Below are 22,318 nucleotides of genomic sequence, written 5' to 3'. Positions count from 1 at the left end.
TCAATAAACTAGATTAATAAACTAGTTTTCAATAAGCCTTTTCTACATTGACTATGATAATGGGTGATTTATTTATCTCATGTTTCAATGTTTTACGAATAGCTGACCTTACAGCATTCTCAATCTGTTCATTGAGAATGCTACCTTTTGATTTTCTCTGAATTTCTATCGTTTCAGTAATATCATCTTTAATCATATTAATTAGCTGTGCATCATCGTCAGAGTCAAGAAGACCCGGCATAGATAAAATAGGGCTGCAACTAAGGCTACCATTTTTATTTATTACCAAACTTGCCACTACTATACCAGAATCACGCATACGTCTACGAGTTCTAAAAATTGATGATTCTGCTGGTAAAAGATAATTGCCGTCAACAGCCAAATAACCTGTTGTTACCTTGGATAAAATACGAGGATTATGAGGATCAAGTAATAATAAGCTACCATTTTCTACCTCAATAGCGTGTTTTATACCATTTTTACGAGCTAATTTTGCTTGCTCATGTATATGTACCGGCTCACCATGCACTGGTACACAAATCTGAGGTCTAATTAGAGAGTACATGTGTTTGAGTTCGTCAATTGCTGGATGCCCAGAAACATGTACAAAGTGATCTCGTTCAGTTATCACCTCAACTCCTGACCTTACAAAAATATTAAACATACGGAAAATTTTCTTTTCATTGCCGGGAATAATTTTTGAAGAAAATATGATTGTATCTTTAGGAGCTAACTTTATACTATGGTGACTATTATTTGCCATTTTTGCAGTAGCTGCTAGAGGCTCACCTTGGCAACCAGTAGCAATAACTAAAAGTTCTTGCCTTTTAAATCTTGCTATATCTCGTTCATCGATCAAAGGGGCAATATCTTTCATATAACCACTTTCCTGTGCTGCAAGCAAAATTCTATGCAAACTTCTTCCCGATAGGACAACTTTTCTTTTTGCCATCTGACCTGCGTGAATTAGGGTCTCAAGACGAGCCAAATTTGAGGCAAAAGTTGTTACCACAACCATCTGAGGACAACCTGCGATAATATCTACTAAACTTTTACGCACTTCTCCTTCTGAACCAGAAGTTCCTTCATTAAATACATTAGTTGAGTCACAGACTAAAGCTAGAACCCCTTCATCACCATAAGATTTTAGTAGATCTTCATCAGCTTTCTTACCAAGTACCGGATCATTATCAAATTTCCAATCTCCTGTATGGAGAATATTGCCAGCTTCTGTACGTATCATAATTGCCTGCATTTCTGGAGCTGAATGGGTTAATGGTATCATTTCTAGCTGGAATGGATCAAGATTTATTTTTGCCGAAGGTTTTACTTCATGAATTTTTATAGTTTTAGCAAAATCATATTCTGCTAATCTAAGTTTTAGAAAATTTGCTGTAAAGGTAGTGGCATATATTGGACATTCTAGGCTACTCCACAAATATTGGATTGCTCCCAAATGGTCTTCATGTGCGTGAGTTAGAACTAAACCTAACAGATCTTTTTTATAGCGTTCAATAAAGCTAATATCAGCAATTATCATATCAACACCTGGTAAATATTCATCGGGAAAACCACTGCCGCAATCAACCATCAACCATTTTCCTTGATAATGATATAGATTGACATTTATGCCTATTTCATTTGCACCACCAAGTGGTAAAAATAGTAAATCATTTTTATGGTTTTTAATGTTGAATGGCATATTAACTTCTATATTATGTAGGGTTTGATATCAAGTGTGCAAGTTTAAATAACTTGGATTGGGAATGATACTTACAGCATCTTCGATGTCATTCCCGCGTAGGTAGCGGAATCTAAAAATATTAAGTATCTATCCTTGTTATTTTTTTAGACCTCGCTTACGCGGGGGTGACATCTTTGCGCATAATTTAGGCTATTTAAACTTGCATACTTGGTGTTTAAGTATACTTTTATAACTTATTTTTGGCTTGTAGTCTATGATTAATACTAATTTAGTTTATACTAGTATATTCACCTTTGGTATAGTTTTATTACTAACTATACTATTTCCTAATTTGGATATAGATTTCTCAAAATTATTCTACGACAGCAATAATGGATTTATCTATCGTAACAATAATATTATACAATTATTATTTGAAGTTATTCCCATATTAACTAAACTACTGACTATAGTAATATTATTATACCTACTTTACTTAATTGTTAAGTACAAAACTTTTAATAGGCTTATTATTTCAGGGAGCATTTATATAATTTTATCTACAGCAATAGGTCCTGGGCTACTAGTAAATTATATATTTAAAGAAAATTTTGGTAGGGCTCGTCCGCTGCAGATTAAAGAGTTTAATGGTACAAAAAATTTTACTAGAGCCTTCTCAATCTCTAATGAATGTTTACATAATTGCTCATTTTCATCAGGCCATGCAGCTATGGGGTATAGCTTAACTAATCTTGCTTATGTTGCTCCTTTGATGTTTTTCTCAAGAATTTACAGTATTACATTGATTTTTGGTACATTAGTTGGACTAAGTCGTATATTAATGGGAGGGCATTTTTTAAGTGATGTACTGGCTTCTTGTGTTGTTATATTAACAATTAATCATTTATTGTATTTATGTTGGCAAAAACTAAAATTAATTTAAATAAAATTGCGATTGTTTATAATAGTTCTACAAAATCATTAGAACTAGTTAGACAGCTTGAAGTAGTTTATAAGTTTTGTAAGGTAGAAGAAGCAGAAATAATTGTTGTAGTTGGAGGGGACGGGGAATTACTACATGCGATACATCGTTATATGCATCTTGATGTTTCTTTTTATGGAATTAATTCTGGTAACATTGGGTTTTTAATGAATCCAGTTATTGTTGAAAAGTTAATGGATAATTTACAAGAATCTATAATTTCTCATTTATACCCTTTAAAAATGCAAGCAGAAAGCATAGACAATAAAACCTATACTGCCCTAGCTATTAATGAAGTATCAATATTTCGTAAAACCAACCAAGCTGCTAAATTCAGGATCGAAATTGATCAAGTTGAGCGTATGAGTGAATTAGTAGCTGATGGGGCAATGGTTGCAACCCCAGCTGGCAGTAGTGCGTACAACTTATCTGCTGGAGGTCCTATTTTGCCACTTGAGTCAAACGTATTATGCCTAACACCAATTTGTCCTTTCCGTCCAAGACGCTGGCATGGTGCGTTACTACCATTTTCTACTACTATAAAGTTTGAAATCTTAGAAAGTAATAAAAGACCAGTAAATGCAGCTGCAGATTTTCAAGAGTTTGATAATATTAAGTCAGTATTAATTAAATCTGTAAAAAACAAGAAGATAAAGTTATTATTTGATAAAAAAAATAGCCTTGAAAATCGAATTATTAAAGAGCAATTTAATGAGTAATTCACCTTACGTATAACATTTAAAAATTGCAGAAAAGTACAAGACGTCATTGCGAGGAGGCGCATAGGTGTCAACTTAAGAGCGTAATGATTGAACATGTATAAGTAAATCAAACCTAAACGTCATTGCGAGAAGCCGCTGCAAGCGGCGACGCGGCAATCTAAGATACGCGAAGCGTTACTCTAAAAAACAGCTTCGCTGTTTATCTGGATCGCCACGGCATCTAACGAGCCTTGCTATGACGGATGTGTTTAATTTGTTTATACATGTTCAATCATTACGCTCTTAAGTTGACGCCTATGCACCGAAGCAGGAATGACAGCTTTGGGTAGTAACTACAACTATAATATTAGCGTAGTTAATAATGGTAAATGGTATTACACCACATCTTTACTTTCCTAAAAAAATAATTTTTATCAAAACTAAAGATTATTTCTCCCTTTTTTCTTAAAGCTTTGTTATAATCACTCTAGTTAACCTGAATTTGATAGTAATAAGTTAATAAATTTAATATGAGAATAAATGAATAAAGAATTTGTAAGACATTTCCTAATAGGCTTTTTTAGTATATTTAAAATATCTCAAACGACAGTAAGAAAAAAGCCAGAGATAGATTTACTTGAATACTTTATTAGGGTAGAAAAAGATATTAATTCAACATTTCAAGAAATAAGAAAAGAATATGAAAGATAGTAAAAGTTTTTTTGCTAATAACAATAGGTTGAACAAAGGATATTTAAAAGTTAGTAATCCTAAGGAGTCTGATAATAGCTTCTATAGTAAGAAGTTTGCACATGTTTTGCCACCTGTAGATTTAATGGCAGAATATGAAAATATTTATCCAGGAACATTGACAAAGCTAATTGCCATGGCAGAAAAAGAGCAAGTACATAGACATCAGATGGATATTAAAAGTATTGAGGTTTATGAAAGCGTAACAAAAAAAGGTAGAATAAGTAGTATTATATTCATGATAATGGTCTGTATTACTACTATAGTTTTGGCTGTGTTGGGGCATTTTATGATTGCCAGTATTTTCACTGTTTCAGTATTGTTAGGCATAGGAACTGGAGTATTCTTGTCTTCTGCTAAATTTACTAAGCGGAAAGACTATACTAGAAGGTGAAATTATATAAGAATTTTATAATAATTGAGTAAAGATTATGAGTAAGTTACAAAAAGAAATGCAAGAAAGGCAGCAAAGTCCTTTTAAATATGTGGTTTTTAGTGGTGGTGGAGCTAAGGGGGCTGGATATTCTGGTGTTTATGAGGGCTTGAATGAATCTAAAGTAATTGAAGGGGTAGAAGCAGTTGCAGGATCATCGGCAGGGGCAATAGCTGCTGCAGTGACTGCATTTGGTATACCACCTAAAGAATATGAAGCTATTTCAAAAAATACAAACTTCAAAGATTTACTTGGGACTCAAGGATTTTCAATTGGTCCGGTGCCGCTTAGTAAAGATGGTACTCCATTATACGAGCTTGTAGATAAGACTATAAGAAAAGGTGCTTATAATTCTTTAAAAGGCAAGAATTTTGTGGAACTTGCTACAGTGAGACATGAAAGGATTTCAGAAGAACTGAGAGAGTTAGACAAAAAAAGGCAAGATCTTTTAAATAAGATTGAAACATTAAAACAACAAGATGATAATAATAGTCAGCAGATTGCTGATATAAATGAAAATATTCGAGGTTTAGATTTTCAGGAACAAGATTTTAAAAAACAATCCAAGAAAATTCAAGCTATAATAGAATCTAATGGTAAAGAATTCATTGAATTAACAAACAAATGTCAAAAGGGTGGTGAACTCCTTTTTAAGGATTTAGCTCTTTTAAGACTTCTTGATCCAGTGCAATTTAAAGACTTATTAATTACTGCAGTAAGGCGAGATGATAGTACTTTACAAATTTTTAGTGCTGAAAATACTCCTGATGTTCCAATTGCTAGAGCTTGCCATGCTTCCGCTTCTCTTCCTTTAGTTTTTCAACCTGTAAAAATTGATGGTGTCGAGTATGTCGATGGGGGGTATAGAGACAATACTCCTATAGGCTATTTCCCCGAAAATGACAGTAAAGTCGATGTTGCGGAAGAGTTGGATGGTTTTGAGAATGTTACCCTAGCAAAAAAGCAAGGTAGGGTTTTAGCTCTTGCCTTCGGTAGTGGTATGGATGATTCAGCAAATATTGCTATATATAGTGCCAAGAATTTTGAAGGTCCAAATGTCCTAGTGAAATTTTTACTTGATGTAGTATATAAAATGCTAGCTAAAGTTGGTGGAAATTTTATATACACAAAAACTAATGAAAAGACTTTTGATGATTTACGTGAGAATGCATTAAATACGGTTACATTAGATACTCAAGGTATATCTACTTTCAGCTTTGATGATGCTGAAAAATATGCAGGTTATTTACATATTAAAGGTCGTTTTCAGACTTTGGAGTATTTAGATAATTTTGAACTTGGTAAAGGGGTAGATAAAGCATTTGAACAACAAAAATTTTTCCTAAATGTTTATGAAGTTTATGATAATGAAAATTTGAATAAAACTTTTTTTAATAAGCTATTAGATCATATAGCTCCAGCGGAAGAAACTAAAAAAAAGAACTCTTGGCAAGATCGTGATGTTATGCGAAATCATCAAGAAAAAGCTGACACATTGTTATCTTTTTGTACGGAAGAACGCTGGAAGGGAAAAGATAACAAGGCTGTATTAAAAGAGTATGTAATAGTTGCAGCAACTGCACGCAATAATGAACTTAGAAATGATACCAAGTCTATAGAATCACTGATTAAGACCTTAAATAATCCAACAACACCGAGTAAAATTAAAAATGATTTTGTAGAATTATTAGCTATTGATAAAAAACAAGAACAGAGATTTGATACAAGTAAAAGTCCAGCAAAGAATATTACTGAATTTAAGTTTACAAAAGAAGATTTTAAAGATTTTCTAGGTAAAAATAAAAGTGAGGCATTTCGAATTAGTAGTGGAGGAAAGGGAGTAGGGCAGACTAAGGGGGGATGATATACTCAAATGATCCTACGAATTGGATTTGAAAATGAATGGTGAGCATGCTAGGTGTACATATAGTCATATCTTTACCCATAAGTTGTAAGTAGTAGAAGAATAGTGTATAAATATCAACCAAGTAAACAAATAATAGGTTGATAAAAGAAGATGCTAAAGTGGATAGAGAAAGAACTAGAATATGTAGATTTGGGAGATGAACATTTAAATGAAATTAATAAAGGTATATTATGTTGGAAGTAGTAAATATAAACGAGTTTAAAGCGGACTTAGAAAATTTTAGAATTGCAGAACCCACTGATACAAGTAATTTATTTTCAAGTTTTAGCTCTAAGAAAGATTTGTTAGATACAATAAAGACAGGTAATGTTGAGAAGTGTGAAACGCTTTTTAAGAGTCATTATGATATTAGTTCTCTTTATGTTCTTAGCACTCATCATGTTAGAGATTGTGACGTATATGTGTTTAGCTATATTCTCAGTGAGTTAATTAAAACTGCGGGATTCAATAGTGTAGGATTTCTTCAAACTTTAGGGAAAGCTATAGATGATCCAAATATTAATACTGGAGCATGGTTGTATCTCTCTGTAAGCAGCTATGATAGCCTGCCTGAGTGTAACCCTTTATTAAATGTCCTAGAAGTCCTAGAAAAAAAATTTAAGAATATTCGCAGTGAGACCAAGTATCTTGTTGAGCGTAATAGTATAGCAGGATATTCAATTTTTTCAAAAAATGCAACAAAGGACACTGAATCAAAATCCATTACTTCAGATGAAAATTCAGATATTGCTGCTAATACAATGTTAAAAATAGCGGACTTAGAAAATTTTAGAATTGAAGAACCCACTGATACAAGTAATTTATTTTCAAGTTTTAGCTCTAAGAAAGATTTGTTAGATGCAATAAAGACAGGTAATGTTGAGAAGTGTGAAACGCTTTTTAAGAGTCATTATGATATTAGTTCTCTTTATGTTCTTAGCACTCATCATGTTAGAGATTGTGACGTATATGTGTTTAGCTATATTCTCAGTGAGTTAATTAAAACTGCGGGATTCAATAGTGTAGGATTTCTTCAAACTTTAGGGAAAGCTATAGATGATCCAAATATTAATACTGGAGCATGGTTGTATCTCTCTGCAAGCAGCTATGATAGCCTGCCTGAGTGTAACCCTTTATTAGAAGTCCTAGAAAAAAAATTTAAGAATATTCGCAGTGAGACCAAGTATCTTGTTGAGCGTAATAGTGTAGCAGGATATTCAATTTTTTCAAAAAATGTAACAAAGGACACTGAATCAAAATCCATTACTTCAGATGAAAATTCAGATACAGTTTATAACAATTGTGACCCACAGCAAGCTGAATCGCTTCCTATTGCAGGTGAAATTGATACAGTGTCTGAAGATTTTTTATAATATAGTCATCATTGTACACATCATATCTTTACACGCGAATTCGGGATAAGAATTTGTCAATTCTTATCCCAAATTCGGTAAAATTATTGAAACAATCAGATTTGAGACGGCTCTGCATCTGATTGTTAAATTAATATTTTGCTAAAAACATGATTTTAAAAGATTAAAATCATGTTTTTAGCTTTAGAAAGGTTTAAAATGCATTCGCAAAACCGCTTTAAGAATGCATTTTTCCTTGTATTAAAGCCAATTCGGGATAAGAATTAACTAATTCTTATCCCGAATTGGGGTTTTACCCATAAGTTTTTAAAAACCTGCCTTAGTTTCTTGCCATCCATTAAAACTGCCATGGTTTATTGTTAAATTGTGATATACTGCTCGTAAATGAAGAGTTGGTAGACGATAGTATAACTTCAAGAAGAGCTAGGCAGTAGCAAAGTCGAGCGGCGTAGCGTACATGAGTAACGGAGCAGCACAGATCTTTGGTCGCGGGAACGCCAATTCTTGGAGTTCACCGAGTATACCAAATCTAAAAATTAGTTTATATAAAAATTAGTCATCTTCTCGGATATTAATTGGCAATCATATTTTTCTAAAATATCTTGTCGAATTTTTTTACCTAGGTGTTTTCTAAGTAGAGGCATAGTGATTAATAGCTCCATAGCTCTTGCTAAATCTTCTGTATTTTGCGGTTTAACTAATAATCCGTTTATTTGGTCTTGTATTAATTCTCTACCACCTGGGACATCAGTAGTAATAATGGCTCTACCATATGCCCCAGCCTCTAAAAGACTACGGCTTAGCCCTTCACGGTAGGAAGGTAATGCTGCAATATGTGCTTTTTTCCATATTTTTTCTATATTTTTCTGATAACCAAGATATTTGATATATCCTAGATTTTGATAGTCTTCTAATATTGATTGTGCTATTGATTGCTTATTATCTTTGTCAGGTTCGCCAACTAACCAAAACTCAGCATCTATACCTTTTTGTTTTAATATTTTTGCAGCATATATAAATTCATATATACCTTTATCAACAATCATTCTAGCTACCAATGCCACCACTATTTTACTACCTAGTGGTTCTAGAAGAAAAGGAAACTTTTCAGTTTCTATACCAACGCTGCATTGTTTAACAATTAAATTTTTGGGTGCTATAGCTAATTTTACCAGTAAGGCTAAATCATCATCGTTTTGTACGACAAATAGCATGCTTCTATAATATCCTATTATAGATATTATTCTAACTATAATGCTTCTAACTAATCTTAGCAAAAAATTACTACTTATAAAAATTAAACCCATACCAACAAAAGTGTTAATAACTTGCGGTAAACTCTTCTGTTTTGAGCATATGCTACACAAGAAGGCAGTTATACTCCCATAAAAAATTGGTTTTATAGTAAAATTATGCAATATATCCGGTTTCTCTTTATTTAATATGCTAATTAACTTGCTTAATAATACTAAATCAGTAAAAGGGTTGATACTTCCACGCTTTATTGAAATTGGAATTACTCGTAAACCATGCTGTTCTATCTTATCTTTAAATTCACTAATATTTGTTAATACTTTAACTTCATAGCCTTGCATTTTAGCGGTTAAAGCAATTGGCAGAAGATGGGCATAAAAGTGCCAATCTGTATTTGTGAAAATGATAATTTTTTTCATTTGCTTTTCTTAATAATAATTCTATAAATAATACCATAGAGCAAATACCCACTTAATTATATCATAAAAATTAACTGCACTAATACCATATGTCAAATTATTTAGTCACTGGAGGTGCTGGTTTTATCGGTTCACATCTTGTTAACTTACTAGTAAAAGAAGGCAATCAGGTTGTAATATTAGATGATCTTTCAACAGGTAATTTCAATTATTCGTTTAATAAAAATGTTGAATTTGTTCAAGGGAATATCTTAGATCAAGATATTTTAGAAAAATTATTTAGAAATATTGATGGTTGCTTCCATCTTGCAGCGATAGCAAATGTACAGGAATCAATTGATAATTGGTATCACAATCATCAAGTGAATTTAACGGGAACTATTAATATATTCCTTCAGGCAAGTAAACAGAATATACCAGTTATATATGCATCATCTGCTGCCGTTTATGGTACAGTAAGTGACTTTCCTTTACAAGAGAATGGTAAGGTAAACCCGCTTTCTCCTTATGCAGTGGATAAATTAGCCTGTGAGCTGCAAGCTAAGGTTTTTGGTGAGCTTAAATCTCTTAAAACCTGTGGCTTACGCCTTTTTAATGTTTATGGTAAAGGGCAACTTAGAGGTTCTGATTACTCTGGTGTAATATCAATATTTAAACAGAAAGTAGAAGAAGGTAAGGAGTTGGTTGTTTTTGGTGATGGTAATCAAAGTCGTGATTTTATACATGTTTCAGATGTTACCAATATGTGCGTTAGAGCCTTGTCTATTGCGAGTACCTCAGCCCCTGTACTAAATGTTTGCACGGGACGTACCTACTCTATAAACGAACTTATTCAACTAATTAATAAGATTGCTATTGTCAAAGGGATAAAATATCTACCAAGTCAGGCTGGGAATATAAATATTTCTGTTGGCAGCACAGAATTGGCTCAGCAACTTTTAAATTATATGCCAGTATATGGGTTAGAAGCTGGATTATTAGAGTTATTTAGTGTAAATTTATGAATTCAAAAGAAACCCTGATTTTAGTATCTGATGTTAGGGGATGGGCTTTTGATAACGTCGCTCAATATGTTCAATCTTTACTAAGTGACCAATATGATTGTCATATTATTTACAGCTGTGATTACAAAACATATAAGGATTTTTTAATCAAATTAAACCAATATACTTCTATTAAATTAATACATTTTTTCTATCGTGGCTATCTGACAGAATTACTAACAAGCATAGCAGATAATTCTAGTAATAGTAAGGCTACAGGAGAAATATTAGTAAATACTACCATTACCACTAGCATACCTGATCATCTATTTATTGAAAGTGAAAGTGAAATATTAAAAAATTTACCAACTTTCCAATTTATTGATAACTACTACACTACTTCTAAAAGATTATATGATATTTATGCAAATATCATAGATTATCCAAAGCCTTGGCAAGTAATTTATGATAATGTACTAATTCATGATGTGGAATCAAGTCATGATGAAGATCCTGCAAGTTTAGTTATAACATGGATTGGTAATAGTTCTTGGGGAAGTTGGCATAGTAGTACTCCTGATTATAAAGGTCTAAAAACAGTAATTATACCGGCACTAGAACAGCTTGATAAAGATGGAATTCATATCAAAAGATGTATAGTGGATAAAAATGAGCGAATACGTTCTAAACAAGAAATTTGGGAGATTTTAAAAAAAACAGACATTTTGCTAATAGCATCTGTGCAAGAAGGAACGCCGCTAACCATCATTGAAGCTATGGCATTTGGTTGTGCAATTATCACTACGGATGTAGGTATTGCTAGGGAGGTGTTACCTGAGGTGCAGCATGAATTTATAATTAACAGGAATCATACAGGATTTATAAATGCAATAAAAAAATTAAATGTTGAAAGGGAACTATTAGCAAAGATTAAACAACAAAACTGTTTATCTTATCAGGAAATCTTTGCAAATAAAACTCAAATGCAAAACTTATGGTATTCATTTATAGAAGACTCAGTAAACAATCATACCAAAAAACAGATATTACAAACAAAACAACAAATTTTAAGAAATATAGAGCTTGTTAATAATAAAGATTCTTCCTTTGTAACGTATAGACTACTCTCAAAAATCCTTTTTTCCCCCTTTCTTAAAGAAATAGCACGATTTCTTCTAAAATATTCTTGGGTTAAGTTGTCTGTTAGACGAATAATTACTATGTTCTATTCTTTTTTTCCAAAAAATGACTATGATAATTTTAAAAATTTTATAATCAAATATCAAGGACAAAATCAAGATCGATGTCATTCCAGCAACGGTGGAAATCTATATCCGCTGCCTCTAGGACAAAAAGATATTGATGATATTTATGTAATTTATCCTAGCATTTTTCTTGGAGTTGCTAATTCCACTAAAGGATTATTTGATAAAACAATTCCTTTTCCTATGGGGAAACTCAACGTTTTGATAAGTTATATTAACTCGTATTTACCTGACAAAGTTATTACTCAAATAGCAAAATTACTTATAAAGACAGGTATTAAAAACTTAATTATATCTGGAGGGCTTGATGTTCATATTCAATTAGTAGAGAAGCTACATGAAATGAAAGGGGATAATTGTTTAAATATCTACTATTTATGGCATGGTTCTCCTGCCCAATGGGTAAATATTGGTCATTGCCAAATTTTTTATAGATGGTTGAATTTATATAAGCGGCATAAAATTAAAGCCATTGTTACTCTGAAAAGTGGTCTAGAACAATTTCTTATAGCCAATGGTATACAATCTTATCTATTACAAAACTTCATACCATTGTTGCTAGAAAAAAAGATAATTTCCCGAGAAATTTTAAATTTACCAGGTAAATTTAAAATTGGTATATGGAGTACATCAAACATATGGATCAAGAATCTCTACCCTCAATTTGCGGCGATAAGTATGTTTAAAGATCGAGTTTGTTGTTATACTAATTTCTCTTTTGATAACAATAAATATGCTTCTTGGATGATGGAAGATGTAGAACTTAAAGTTTTCCCTGAGAATTTACCACATAAAGAATTAATAAAATTGATGGCAAATACTAATTTAACTTTATACATTACTAATTCGGAATGTTCCCCTATGATAGTTTTAGAAAGCCTAGGTTTAGGAGTGCCTTGCTTAGTTGGCCCTACAGCGGATGTTTATGATGATGAATTTTTACGTGATATGTTAACGGTTAACCGTGTTGACTGTCCGTTAACTATATTTAATGCCGTAGAAAAGGTTCAACAAAATATTGATATAATCTGTTCTAAGCTACCTGACTTCATTAAAAAATATAATGAAAAAGCTCTTATTTTAAAAAACTCTTTGCTAACAGTGATAAAAGATAATCATAATACTACAGTGTAGATTTATATATCTTACTACTTCACCTTACGCGTGGTATTTAAAAGTCATAAGGAAGAAAACAGCCTGACGTCATTGTGGGGAGCTAGTTTGGTAACGATGAAGCAATCTAATAAATGTGGATTGCCACGACCACTATGTGGTCTCGCAATGACTCTTGTACTCTTCTGCAATTTTTAAATTGCCATGGGGGTTATGCGTAAGGTGAGTTACTACTTAACTTCAATCACACTACCTCATTCGGGATAAGAATTGATAAATTCTTATCCCGAATTCACGTACACTGGTTAATTTAATAATGAAGCTAGCAGTACTATTGATTTTATGCTATATTAGCTTTAATATTAATAGACTTCCTGCATAATTCTACTTTTGCTGGTAATTTGTGCGTGATACCGGTACTCGAATCCTCACGTACATTTGAGTACGCTGCGGGTCGAGGTTCCGTGTCTCCTACAAATTCCTCAGCAAAAGCGAATTCTGCAGGAAGTCTAATATACTCTTCTGCTTTGAAAAATTGTTTTTTGAAAATATTATGGATTTGTATGCTCACGTACTAATATGTACGTTACGCCTTCTCACCATTCATTTTCAAATCCAATTCGTAGGATCATTTGAGTATAACTGAGTACTACTAATAACATAAATAATTATTATGAGTAACGATAAACCGTTAATTTCCTTTGACTATGCTATTAAGTACCTTCTGAAAGATAAAGGCGATTATGCTGTAGTAGAAGGTTTTATCTCAGCTCTTCTTAAGACCAAGGGTTATAAGGACGTTAAAATAGTAGCCTTACTTGAGACCGAGAGTAACAAAGAAGATAGTAAAAGCAAAAGAAGTCTAGCTGATGTAATTGTAGAAGATGAAGATCACCATAAATATATTATTGAAATCGAGCGTAATGAAATCGAGCGTAATGTTAAGGATTCTTTTATTCATAAGGCCTGCTTTAACACCTCAAGACTTATAGTTGATAACCTTGCTCAAAGAGAAGATTATACCCAAATAATAAAGATATTTCATATATCCCTACTCTATTTTCCTATAGGAAATGGTAATGGAGTTATTTACCATGGTAAAACTATTATTCATGAGATAGAAACTAATGAAAGATTAAATGTGCATATTAAGAATATGGAGACTTTTGAGGTTTTTGATGCTACTGACATCCTACCAGAGTATTTTTATATATCAGTGCCTCTGTTTAATGATCGTTTAGAGAAAGAGATTGATGACTGGCTACATGTCATGAAATATGATGAAGTACCACCAAACTATCATTCGCCTTATATGAGGCAAGTAGCGGACAAGCTTAACATTCTCAAAATGACCAAAGAAGAGAGGGCAAACTACTCCTATTACCAAAAGAAACTTTATAACGATAGAGATGAATTGCAAGCTGCTGAAGCTAGAGGTGCAGCTAGAGAAAAAATTGTTATAGCTAAAAATTTACTTCAAGCTGGATTATCAATTGACGTCATTGCTGAGTCTACTGGTTTGAGTATAGAGGAAATCCAAAAATTAATTCTTGTAGCTAATGAACCTCAAGTTTAGCTTATGGAAATTTTAAAAAATTGAGAATTGGCATGATAAGTTTTTGATGTTTCCGGCATCATTATAAATAAAATATCAAACTATCTGACTATAACTCCACTAATCTACAATTGTAGTACTAGATCATGACACAACAAAGTTTCCTAAACTCATTAAATCCTCAACAACTGCTAGCAGTGTCCCATGTACATGGTCCTATTCTTGTACTGGCTGGAGCAGGGACTGGTAAAACTAAAGTGTTAACGACTAGAATAGCCAACATAATCCAGCAAGGGTTAACTCTACCTCAAAATATTCTAGCAGTTACTTTTACTAATAAAGCTGCTAGAGAAATGCAAGATCGAATCAACAAAATGATTGATTGTTATGGGCTAAATATAGGTACATTTCATTCTATAGCAGCAAAAATTTTGCGTCAGCAAGCAGAACATTTGAATTTTAGCTTGAATAGTAGGTTTACTATTATTAGCCCTGATGATCAGCTTAAATTGGTTAAAGATATAGTTAAGCAGAAAAATATAGATACCAAAAAATATGTCCCCAAACTTTTACATATTATTATTTCGTGTTGGAAAGATCAGGGGTTATTGCCGTATAAACTTTCTGAATCTGATATTAAGCTACCAATTCATAAAGTGGCTCAATTTGTCTATGACGAATATCAGCAAAATTTACTAGCATCTAATGTAGTAGATTTTGGGGATTTACTACTTTACAATAATGAATTGTTTATAAAAAACCCTATAATATTAAAGTATTATCAGGAACAATATAAATATATTCTGATTGATGAGTATCAAGATACTAACGCTGTTCAGTATCTTTGGGCAAGGATGTTGGCAAGTAGCTCAAAAAATATCTGCTGTGTTGGTGATGATGATCAATCTATATATAGTTGGCGGGGTGCAGAAGTTGGTAATATATTACGTTTTGAAAAGGATTTTCCAAATGCTACAATAATAAAATTAGAACAAAATTATAGATCTAGCTCAAAAATCTTATTAGCTGCATCAAGTGTAATTGACCATAATAAGAATCGTCACGGTAAAACATTATGGACTGATAAAAATGATGGAGAAAAAATTAAAATTATATCTTGTTGGAATGATAAAGAAGAAGCAAGATTCGTTGTATCTGAAATTAGCAAGTTAGTTACAGAGGGAAAGTATAATGCAGGATTAGTTGCGATATTAGTTAGAGCAGGTTTCCAAACTAGAGCATTTGAAGAAGTGTTTATTAGTAATGCATTACCATACAAAATTATTGGTGGTCTTAAGTTTTATGAACGAATGGAGATACGTGACTTACTTGCCTATATACGTATCACTTTAAATCATAGTGACAATCTTGCTCTTGAACGCATAATAAATGTTCCAAGGAGAGCTATTGGTAATACCACATTAAAACAAATAAAAGATTATGCGGTTGAACATAATATACCTATTATTGCTGCCATTCGTCAGATGTTACAAGCAGAAACTTTTAAAAATAAAGTCAAAGATAGTCTAAACAAATTTATTAGTAATATCGATAATTGGAGTTTTCGATATAAAAATGACCCGGCTGTTAATGTCACTAAATCTTTACTAGAAGAATCAGGTTATCTTGAGATGCTACAAGAAGAAAAAACAGATGAAGCAACTGGCAGAATTGAAAATATTAACGAAATGCTTAGAGCAATCGCAGAATTTGATAATATTCAAGATTTTATAGAACATTCTAGTTTGGTAATGGAAAATGAGGAATTAGAATCAAATTTTGGTGGTTCTGTTAGCATTATGACGCTCCATGCTGCTAAAGGTCTTGAATTTGATCTAGTTTTTCTACCAGGTTGGGAAGAGGGGGTGTTTCCACATCAGCGATCACTAAAAGAGGGTGAGAAAGGTCTAGAAGAAGAGAGGAGAATCGCCTATGTGGGTATTACTAGAGCTAAGAAAGACCTGTATATTACTTATGCAGAAAGTCGTTTTATGTTTTATGAAATAATAAGATACTCTCCTTCTAGGTTTCTTGGAGAAATACCAGATAATGTTTGTATTAGAACTTCTTCAACTAAACAACTTAATTATTTAGGTACAAAACACAAAGTTTCTTTTTAATCTTTATAAAATTATTTCATAAATGGTATTAGTGTAGTTAATTTTTATGCTATGCTGTCCTTTAGGTAAAAGATAATTGCTTGCTTAATAGAGATATTTTTATATAATCTTTTCATTTTAAGAGATATAGAATGCATAAATATAGGACGCATAATTGTAATGAATTGCGATTAAAGGATGCTGGGCAAAGGGTAAAATTATCCGGCTGGGTACATAGAAGAAGGGATCACGGTAATTTAGTCTTTATTGATCTTAGAGATCATTTTGGTATAAGCCAGTTGGTGTTTACTGATCAAAATCCAAGTTTAATGGATGATGCTAGTCGGTTAAGGTATGAATCAGTTATAACTGTTGTAGGTAGAGTGGTAGCAAGGAGTGATGAAACAATAAACGACTCGTTAATGACTGGTAAAATTGAAATATTGGTAAGTGAGTTTATAGTTGAGTCTAATGCTGAAAGTTTACCATTGTTAGTCAATTCTGATCAACTCGCTCCTGAAGAGACTAGGTTAAAATATCGGTTCTTAGATCTTAGACGCGAGAAATTACATAATAACATTATGTTAAGATCGCAAGTTATAGCTCATATACGCCATCTGATGACACAAAAAGGGTTTACGGAATTTCAAACACCGATTCTAACGGCTAGTTCACCAGAAGGAGCTAGGGACTTTTTGGTGCCAAGTAGATTGCATCCTGGTAAGTTTTATGCACTGCCGCAAGCCCCTCAGCAATTTAAACAATTGCTTATGGTATCAGGATTTGATCGTTATTTTCAAATAGCACCTTGTTTTAGAGATGAAGATGCTAGGGCTGATAGGTCACCAGGTGAATTCTATCAATTGGATGTGGAGATGTCTTTTGTCACGCAGGAAGAGGTATTTAATATCATTGAGCCGGTAATGTATGAGATATTCAGCAAATTTTCCGATAAAAAAGTATCAAATACACCTTTTATACAAATTCCATATGAACAAGCAATGCTAAAATATGGTACTGACAAACCAGATCTTAGAAATCCACTGATCATTGCAGATGTTACAGAATTATTTAGAGACTCTAACTTTGCTATTTTTAAAGAGAATATAAAAAATGGCTCTGTTGTTAGAGCCGTGCCAGCTCCTAAAGCTTCTGCTTTACCTAGAAGCTTCTTTGACAAAATGGCAGAATTTGCGACTTATGAGGGGGCAAGTGGGCTTGGTTACATCCAGTTCCTAGAAGATGGGCAAGCTAAAGGACCTATTGTTAAATTTCTAACAGATGAGCAATTATTGAATTTAAAGTCTTTAGCGAATCTACAAAATGGTGATGCTGTCTTCTTCTCTAGTGATAAAGTTGATAAAGCATCTAAACTTGCCGGCAAGCTACGAACTAAATTAGGGGAAGAATTAGATTTACTTAAAAAAGATTGTTTTGAGTTTTGTTGGATAACAGATTTCCTATTTTATGAATTAAATGAACAAACCAAAAAAATAGATTTTAGCCATAACCCATTTTCTATGCCACAAGGTGGTATGGCAGGTTTAGAATCAGCCAAAACAGTAGATGATCTACTAGCCATTAAAGCTTATCAATATGATATTGTTTGTAATGGTATCGAGTTATCTAGTGGTGCAATTAGAAATCATAAACCGGAAATAATGTATAAAGCTTTTGAGATTGCCGGATACTCCCCGGAAGTTGTCGATAAAAAATTTGGTGGTATGATCAGGGCTTTTAAATTTGGAGCCCCTCCACATGGCGGGATAGCCCCTGGAATAGATAGGATGGTTATGTTATTAACTGATTCAACTAATGTTAGAGAGGTAATAGCTTTCCCACTAAATCAGCAAGCGGAAGATTTATTGATGAATGCTCCTGATTATATTGATGAAAAAGCTTTAAAAGAGCTTAATATTAACTTAGCACCTTCAGTCAGAAATAAATTGTTAACTGAAGGTTCTTAGGCTCTATAAAGGTTTCTATGTAATGAGTAGATTTATAGGCATTTTCGCTCGCAGAACCGCAGCGTACTAACTGTACGTGAGGATTCGAGAACGAAAATAACGAAGAAATCAACCATTAGATAGAAACCTTTATAGAGCCTAAATAGAGTACTAGTAATTATGAGCAGTATATAGTGAAAAAAAAAACAAGAAATAAAATTATCGGAGCATTTCTAGGTACAATAGTTGAATATTATGATTATGGTTTGTATGGTTTTTCTGCTGGTATTATGGCAGCAAAGTTCTTTCCAAACACTGATTATCTAACTAATCTAATAAATGTTTTTGCTATTTATGCGATAGCATATTTATCAAAACCTATGGGATCAGTGATTTTTGGCCGTATCGGAGATTTGTATGGGCGTAAAACTGCATTAAGTATAACCATCATAGGTATTGGAATACCTACGATGGTTATAGGCTTCCTACCAGAATACTCATCTATTGGTGTGTGGGGTGCAATAATTTTGGCTTTGTGTCGCTTTATGCAAGGTTTTTTTATAGGTGGAGAATATGATGGAGCGGCTATTTATGTTATCGAACATTTAGGGGAGAAATACCGATATACAGCTTCAGCAATAACTCGTTGTACTGGGGTTGTAGGTTTATTACTAGGGAATGGGGCGACCAATTTTTTTAATGCCCATATTTTTCCAGATTGGAGTTGGCGTATTCCTTTTTTCTTTAGTTTACCTTTAGCTTTAATCGTTTTATATTTTCGCCGAACATTTGATGAAACACCGGAATTTAAAAAGAATCAAGACAGTAAAGCGAAGACGCAAAGCTTGGCTAGTTTAATTAAGAAGCAGTGGCGAGTTATTTTGATGGCAGTGTTCCTTGCTGGTGGATTTGGTGCAACTTACCAAATATCCGTTATGTTCATGAAACAATATTTGCCTATGGTTCTACCGCAAACTAGTTTCATTATTAGTACATTTTCAGTTTTAATAACCATATGTTTTGCCATTCCTATGCCTATTGCTGGCTTGTTAGCAGACCGGCTTAGTCAAATGTTAGTATTTAAGTTTAGCTTATTTGGTACTATTGTATCTAGTCTATTATTTATTATATCCGTTAACTATCAGATGGTTAATTTAGCTTTGGGTTCTTGTTTAATGTTAGCATGTTTTGTTGCTCCTTTCAATGCTCTTTCTCATGGTATCATGACAAAAGCTTTTGCTGTCAATGATCGTTATCGTGCAGTAAGTCTTGGTCATAATATTGGGTCAATGTTGATGTCTGGCAGTGCTAGTTCTGTTTGTTTAATATTAATGAGATACCTAAATTTTCAATTATTGCCAATCATATATCTTATATTATTTGCAATATTAGCATATTTTATGGCAAAATGTTTTGAGAAAGATTATAAAAACAAAATTAAGTTGCAAATTGATATCAATTTATAAAATTTATCTTTTATACTACTATAGTTGTAGTACTAGCGTCAAAACAATGTCATCCCACAACTGTTAAAAGTTAGTAAATACAGCTTCTTTATACGTCATGAGCTACGGAGGCTGTAAAGCCGACTAAGCAATCCAGTAATATTATCTATAGATTGTTTCGCTTACGCTCGCTAATAGACGCTATGGTATAGGTATTTGTAAACTTTCAACAGTTGTGGGGGTTATGCGTAAGGAGGTGAGTTAAATATCTTCTACCAAATTGAGATTATAATAATCATAAAATTAAAAGGATATAATGCAAGAGAGATGTCAGACTAAGAAATGTCAGGCTAATATTATTATAAAATTAAAGTTAGATCTAAGTAATGCAAAAAAAGGTAAAAAATAGATTAAAGTTTATATTATTTTACCTTTTATGCAGTGCTGGGGGAATATATATGGTATTATACAATCTTGAAGATAGTATAGTATTTTTTTACCCTCCGTCAAAAATTAACGAGTCAAAACTTGGCAAAGAATTGAGAGTAGGGGGCTTAGTTAAAGTAGGTTCAATCAGAAAAATTACTGCTGATAAAGTGCATTTTGTCATTACAGATGACATTAAAGACCTAGAAATATCTTACCAAGGGGTTTTACCCGCTTTATTTCGTGAGAATCAAGGGATAGTAACTGTAGGTAAATTATCAGGCAATAATGATTATTCGAATCATCTTACCAATCATCTTAATTTTAACATGTTTTTTTGTAGTTAAAGTACAAGCTTTACCTGTTACTCGTGATACAGGTAGCTTACATGATACTGAAATCTTTGGGTACGAAGTTATTCCCAGAGAGGATAGTATTGAGTATATAAATAAAATAATTAACAAAGCACAGGATAAAAAGACTCATATTACTGTGAAAGGAACGCAGCATAGCCAAGGAGGACACAGCTATAGCCGGGGTGGTATAGTTCTAGACTTATCTAATCTTAATAATATAGAACTTTTAGGAAAGAACTTAGTGAGGATACAAGCTGGAGCAACATGGCAACAAGTGATTGAATTCCTAAATCCTCTAGGTTTATCTATTGCTGTTATGCAATCAGATTATGATTTTAGCGTAGGGGGTACAGTCTCAACTAATGTTCATGGTTGGCAAGCTAATAAACCGCCAATGGTTTCTACCATTCATGGTTTTCATATTTTAACTTCTGAAGGGAAGGTAATTTACTGTAATCGAAACGAGAATTATGATTTGTTTAAAGCTGCAATAGGTGGTTATGGAATGTTTGGAGTTATCATAGATGTTGATCTTAAAATAGTTCCAAATAGATTATATCGGCTGAAACAAGAGATTTTTAATATAGGTGAATTTCTTAGTTATTTTCAGAGAGAGGTTAAAGATAATTCAAAAGCCAATATGTTCTTCGGTAGGTTTTCTATTAGTAAAAGATACTTTTTAAAGAGGCTTATTGTAAAGATATATGAAGATTATGATTTACCAATTGCTAATTCTTCTCTTTCCGTTTTAAACGGAAGTGATGAATTTGTTAGCTTATTATTTGCCTCCACTTATAATAACCAATTTTTTAAGAAGATTCGTTGGTATATTGAGACAAGTAAAGCGGTTAACAAAGTTTTTAAAACAGCATCACGTAATCAATTATTATACCAGTCTACAAAAGTCTATACTACTAAAGATCCAAAAAAAATAGATCTGTTACAAGAATATTTTATTCCTATAAACCGTTTTAATGAATTTGTCAGTTTCTTGCAGAGTCTTCAAAAGGATATTAGCCCTTATCTTATGAATCTTACCTTGAGACATATTGAGGGAGATTCTGAAACTTTGCTAAATTATGCAAAAGAAGATATGTTATGCTTTGTGATGTTATTACGTGGTCCTAAAACTGAGAAATTTGATCAAGATATAGGCAGAGTGGCAATTAAGATAACTAATAAAGCTTTACAGTTAAACGGCAGCTATTATCTTCCTTATAGACCTTATCAAACAAGGTTGCAATTTATGCAAGCTTACCCAAAATTTCATCAATTTAAAACAATAAAGAATAAATATGATCCAAAGATGATTTTTGTTAATGAATTTTATAAAAACTACTTAGAAGAGTTATAATCAAATTTAGGTTATACTCGGTGAACTTCAAGAATTGGTGTTCCCGCGACCAAAGATCTCCTCTGCTCACGTACTAATGTACGCCTAGCAGCTCGACTTTGACACTCCTAGCTCTTCTTGAAGTTATACTATCGTCCTGACTTCCGCAGATTTTTTGATATTAGTTGTTATAAGTGGCATTAGTAAGAAGGTGAAGTGGTATTCTCGTTCTGTTGTGCCTAGTAGATATTTTATTATTGACTTTAACTGCGATGTTGTTTATTATTTAATTAAT

The 22,318-nt window shown here is 32.6% G+C and carries 17 protein-coding genes; 14 read left to right on the top strand and 3 right to left on the bottom strand.

The annotated features are described in order from the left end of the window. Positions 1 to 28: 28 nt before the first annotated feature. Positions 29 to 1,702, bottom strand: a complete 1,674-nt coding sequence (locus tag AAGD45_RS06010) for a ribonuclease J (RefSeq protein WP_341761038.1) — start codon at positions 1,700 to 1,702, stop codon at positions 29 to 31. A 256-nt stretch (positions 1,703 to 1,958) separates the two neighbouring features. On the opposite strand from AAGD45_RS06010, the gene AAGD45_RS06005 reads away from it, so the two are divergent. The 6 genes from AAGD45_RS06005 (at position 1,959) to AAGD45_RS05980 (ending at position 7,829) form a co-directional block, all read left to right on the top strand. Beyond that, positions 1,959 to 2,627, top strand: coding sequence for a phosphatase PAP2 family protein (locus AAGD45_RS06005; RefSeq protein ID WP_341761037.1), 669 nt, complete (start codon positions 1,959 to 1,961; stop codon positions 2,625 to 2,627). Then, the gene (locus AAGD45_RS06000; protein WP_341762230.1) at positions 2,618 to 3,385 is read left to right on the top strand and encodes an NAD kinase; all 768 of its coding nucleotides are present in this window, start codon (positions 2,618 to 2,620) and stop codon (positions 3,383 to 3,385) included. Before AAGD45_RS06005 ends, AAGD45_RS06000 begins: the two co-directional genes overlap by 10 nt. A 522-nt stretch (positions 3,386 to 3,907) precedes the next feature. After that, positions 3,908 to 4,078 carry a hypothetical protein gene (locus AAGD45_RS05995; protein ID WP_341761036.1) on the top strand — a complete coding sequence of 57 codons (171 nt, stop codon included), beginning with the start codon at positions 3,908 to 3,910 and terminating at the stop codon, positions 4,076 to 4,078. After that, positions 4,068 to 4,511, top strand: coding sequence for a DUF2335 domain-containing protein (locus AAGD45_RS05990; RefSeq protein WP_410521061.1), 444 nt, complete (start codon positions 4,068 to 4,070; stop codon positions 4,509 to 4,511). The genes AAGD45_RS05995 and AAGD45_RS05990 overlap by 11 nt, the downstream gene beginning before the upstream one ends. Before the next feature lie 37 nt (positions 4,512 to 4,548). Next, positions 4,549 to 6,414 carry a patatin-like phospholipase family protein gene (locus tag AAGD45_RS05985; protein WP_341761035.1) on the top strand — a complete coding sequence of 622 codons (1,866 nt, stop codon included), beginning with the start codon at positions 4,549 to 4,551 and terminating at the stop codon, positions 6,412 to 6,414. Between the two features lie 233 nt (positions 6,415 to 6,647). Then, positions 6,648 to 7,829 (top strand): hypothetical protein, encoded by a 1,182-nt coding sequence (locus AAGD45_RS05980; protein ID WP_341761034.1) that lies wholly within the window; start codon positions 6,648 to 6,650, stop codon positions 7,827 to 7,829. 536 nt (positions 7,830 to 8,365) lie between these two features. Here AAGD45_RS05980 and AAGD45_RS05975 read toward each other — a convergent pair. Then, positions 8,366 to 9,502: a glycosyltransferase family 4 protein gene (locus tag AAGD45_RS05975; RefSeq protein WP_341761033.1), complete on the bottom strand. Its 1,137-nt coding sequence runs from the start codon at positions 9,500 to 9,502 to the stop codon at positions 8,366 to 8,368. A gap of 89 nt (positions 9,503 to 9,591) precedes the next feature. Between AAGD45_RS05975 and AAGD45_RS05970 the strand changes: the two genes are divergently transcribed. Both AAGD45_RS05970 and AAGD45_RS05965 read left to right on the top strand, forming a co-directional pair. Then, a complete protein-coding gene (locus tag AAGD45_RS05970) occupies positions 9,592 to 10,506 on the top strand; it encodes an NAD-dependent epimerase/dehydratase family protein (protein ID WP_341761032.1) in 915 nt (304 codons plus the stop codon). Further along, positions 10,503 to 12,884: a glycosyltransferase gene (locus AAGD45_RS05965; RefSeq protein ID WP_341761031.1), complete on the top strand. Its 2,382-nt coding sequence runs from the start codon at positions 10,503 to 10,505 to the stop codon at positions 12,882 to 12,884. Before AAGD45_RS05970 ends, AAGD45_RS05965 begins: the two co-directional genes overlap by 4 nt. A 319-nt stretch (positions 12,885 to 13,203) precedes the next feature. Here the strand turns inward: AAGD45_RS05965 and AAGD45_RS05960 are convergent, their stop codons facing one another. Further along, positions 13,204 to 13,434, bottom strand: coding sequence for a palindromic element RPE1 domain-containing protein (locus AAGD45_RS05960; RefSeq protein ID WP_341761030.1), 231 nt, complete (start codon positions 13,432 to 13,434; stop codon positions 13,204 to 13,206). 102 nt (positions 13,435 to 13,536) lie between these two features. On the opposite strand from AAGD45_RS05960, the gene AAGD45_RS05955 reads away from it, so the two are divergent. The 6 genes from AAGD45_RS05955 (at position 13,537) to AAGD45_RS05930 (ending at position 22,044) form a co-directional block, all read left to right on the top strand. Next, on the top strand, positions 13,537 to 14,439 hold the full coding sequence (locus AAGD45_RS05955; RefSeq protein WP_341761029.1) for a PD-(D/E)XK nuclease family transposase: 903 nt from the start codon (positions 13,537 to 13,539) through the stop codon (positions 14,437 to 14,439). Positions 14,440 to 14,564: 125 nt separating this feature from the next. Beyond that, positions 14,565 to 16,538: a UvrD-helicase domain-containing protein gene (locus tag AAGD45_RS05950; RefSeq protein WP_341761028.1), complete on the top strand. Its 1,974-nt coding sequence runs from the start codon at positions 14,565 to 14,567 to the stop codon at positions 16,536 to 16,538. Positions 16,539 to 16,669: 131 nt separating this feature from the next. Then, positions 16,670 to 18,484: an aspartate--tRNA ligase gene (gene aspS, locus AAGD45_RS05945; RefSeq protein WP_341761027.1), complete on the top strand. Its 1,815-nt coding sequence runs from the start codon at positions 16,670 to 16,672 to the stop codon at positions 18,482 to 18,484. A gap of 170 nt (positions 18,485 to 18,654) precedes the next feature. After that, positions 18,655 to 19,929, top strand: a complete 1,275-nt coding sequence (locus AAGD45_RS05940; RefSeq protein ID WP_341762229.1) for an MFS transporter — start codon at positions 18,655 to 18,657, stop codon at positions 19,927 to 19,929. 365 nt (positions 19,930 to 20,294) lie between these two features. After that, positions 20,295 to 20,681, top strand: coding sequence for a cytochrome c maturation protein CcmE (locus AAGD45_RS05935; protein WP_341761026.1), 387 nt, complete (start codon positions 20,295 to 20,297; stop codon positions 20,679 to 20,681). Further along, a complete protein-coding gene (locus tag AAGD45_RS05930) occupies positions 20,623 to 22,044 on the top strand; it encodes an FAD-binding oxidoreductase (protein WP_341761025.1) in 1,422 nt (473 codons plus the stop codon). Before AAGD45_RS05935 ends, AAGD45_RS05930 begins: the two co-directional genes overlap by 59 nt. Positions 22,045 to 22,318: the final 274 nt, after the last annotated feature.

Origin of the sequence: Candidatus Tisiphia endosymbiont of Thecophora atra (assembly GCF_964026395.1) — a bacterium.
Taxonomy (GTDB): domain Bacteria; phylum Pseudomonadota; class Alphaproteobacteria; order Rickettsiales; family Rickettsiaceae; genus Tisiphia.
The sequence above is the reverse complement of the archived record's forward strand: the minus strand, read 5'-3'. Positions and strand labels throughout refer to the sequence as shown.

What these genes read in the sequence shown, in the direction of transcription:
- AAGD45_RS06010 (WP_341761038.1), bottom strand. Translation starts at nt 1,702, where the DNA reads ATGCCATTCAACATTAAAAACCATAAAAATGATTTACTATTTTTACCA.
- AAGD45_RS06005 (WP_341761037.1), top strand. Translation starts at nt 1,959, where the DNA reads ATGATTAATACTAATTTAGTTTATACTAGTATATTCACCTTTGGTATA.
- AAGD45_RS05995 (WP_341761036.1), top strand. Translation starts at nt 3,908, where the DNA reads ATGAATAAAGAATTTGTAAGACATTTCCTAATAGGCTTTTTTAGTATA.
- AAGD45_RS05990 (WP_410521061.1), top strand. Translation starts at nt 4,068, where the DNA reads ATGAAAGATAGTAAAAGTTTTTTTGCTAATAACAATAGGTTGAACAAA.
- AAGD45_RS05985 (WP_341761035.1), top strand. Translation starts at nt 4,549, where the DNA reads ATGAGTAAGTTACAAAAAGAAATGCAAGAAAGGCAGCAAAGTCCTTTT.
- AAGD45_RS05980 (WP_341761034.1), top strand. Translation starts at nt 6,648, where the DNA reads ATGTTGGAAGTAGTAAATATAAACGAGTTTAAAGCGGACTTAGAAAAT.
- AAGD45_RS05975 (WP_341761033.1), bottom strand. Translation starts at nt 9,502, where the DNA reads ATGAAAAAAATTATCATTTTCACAAATACAGATTGGCACTTTTATGCC.
- AAGD45_RS05970 (WP_341761032.1), top strand. Translation starts at nt 9,592, where the DNA reads ATGTCAAATTATTTAGTCACTGGAGGTGCTGGTTTTATCGGTTCACAT.
- AAGD45_RS05965 (WP_341761031.1), top strand. Translation starts at nt 10,503, where the DNA reads ATGAATTCAAAAGAAACCCTGATTTTAGTATCTGATGTTAGGGGATGG.
- AAGD45_RS05955 (WP_341761029.1), top strand. Translation starts at nt 13,537, where the DNA reads ATGAGTAACGATAAACCGTTAATTTCCTTTGACTATGCTATTAAGTAC.
- AAGD45_RS05950 (WP_341761028.1), top strand. Translation starts at nt 14,565, where the DNA reads ATGACACAACAAAGTTTCCTAAACTCATTAAATCCTCAACAACTGCTA.
- aspS (WP_341761027.1), top strand. Translation starts at nt 16,670, where the DNA reads ATGCATAAATATAGGACGCATAATTGTAATGAATTGCGATTAAAGGAT.
- AAGD45_RS05935 (WP_341761026.1), top strand. Translation starts at nt 20,295, where the DNA reads ATGCAAAAAAAGGTAAAAAATAGATTAAAGTTTATATTATTTTACCTT.
- AAGD45_RS05930 (WP_341761025.1), top strand. Translation starts at nt 20,623, where the DNA reads ATGATTATTCGAATCATCTTACCAATCATCTTAATTTTAACATGTTTT.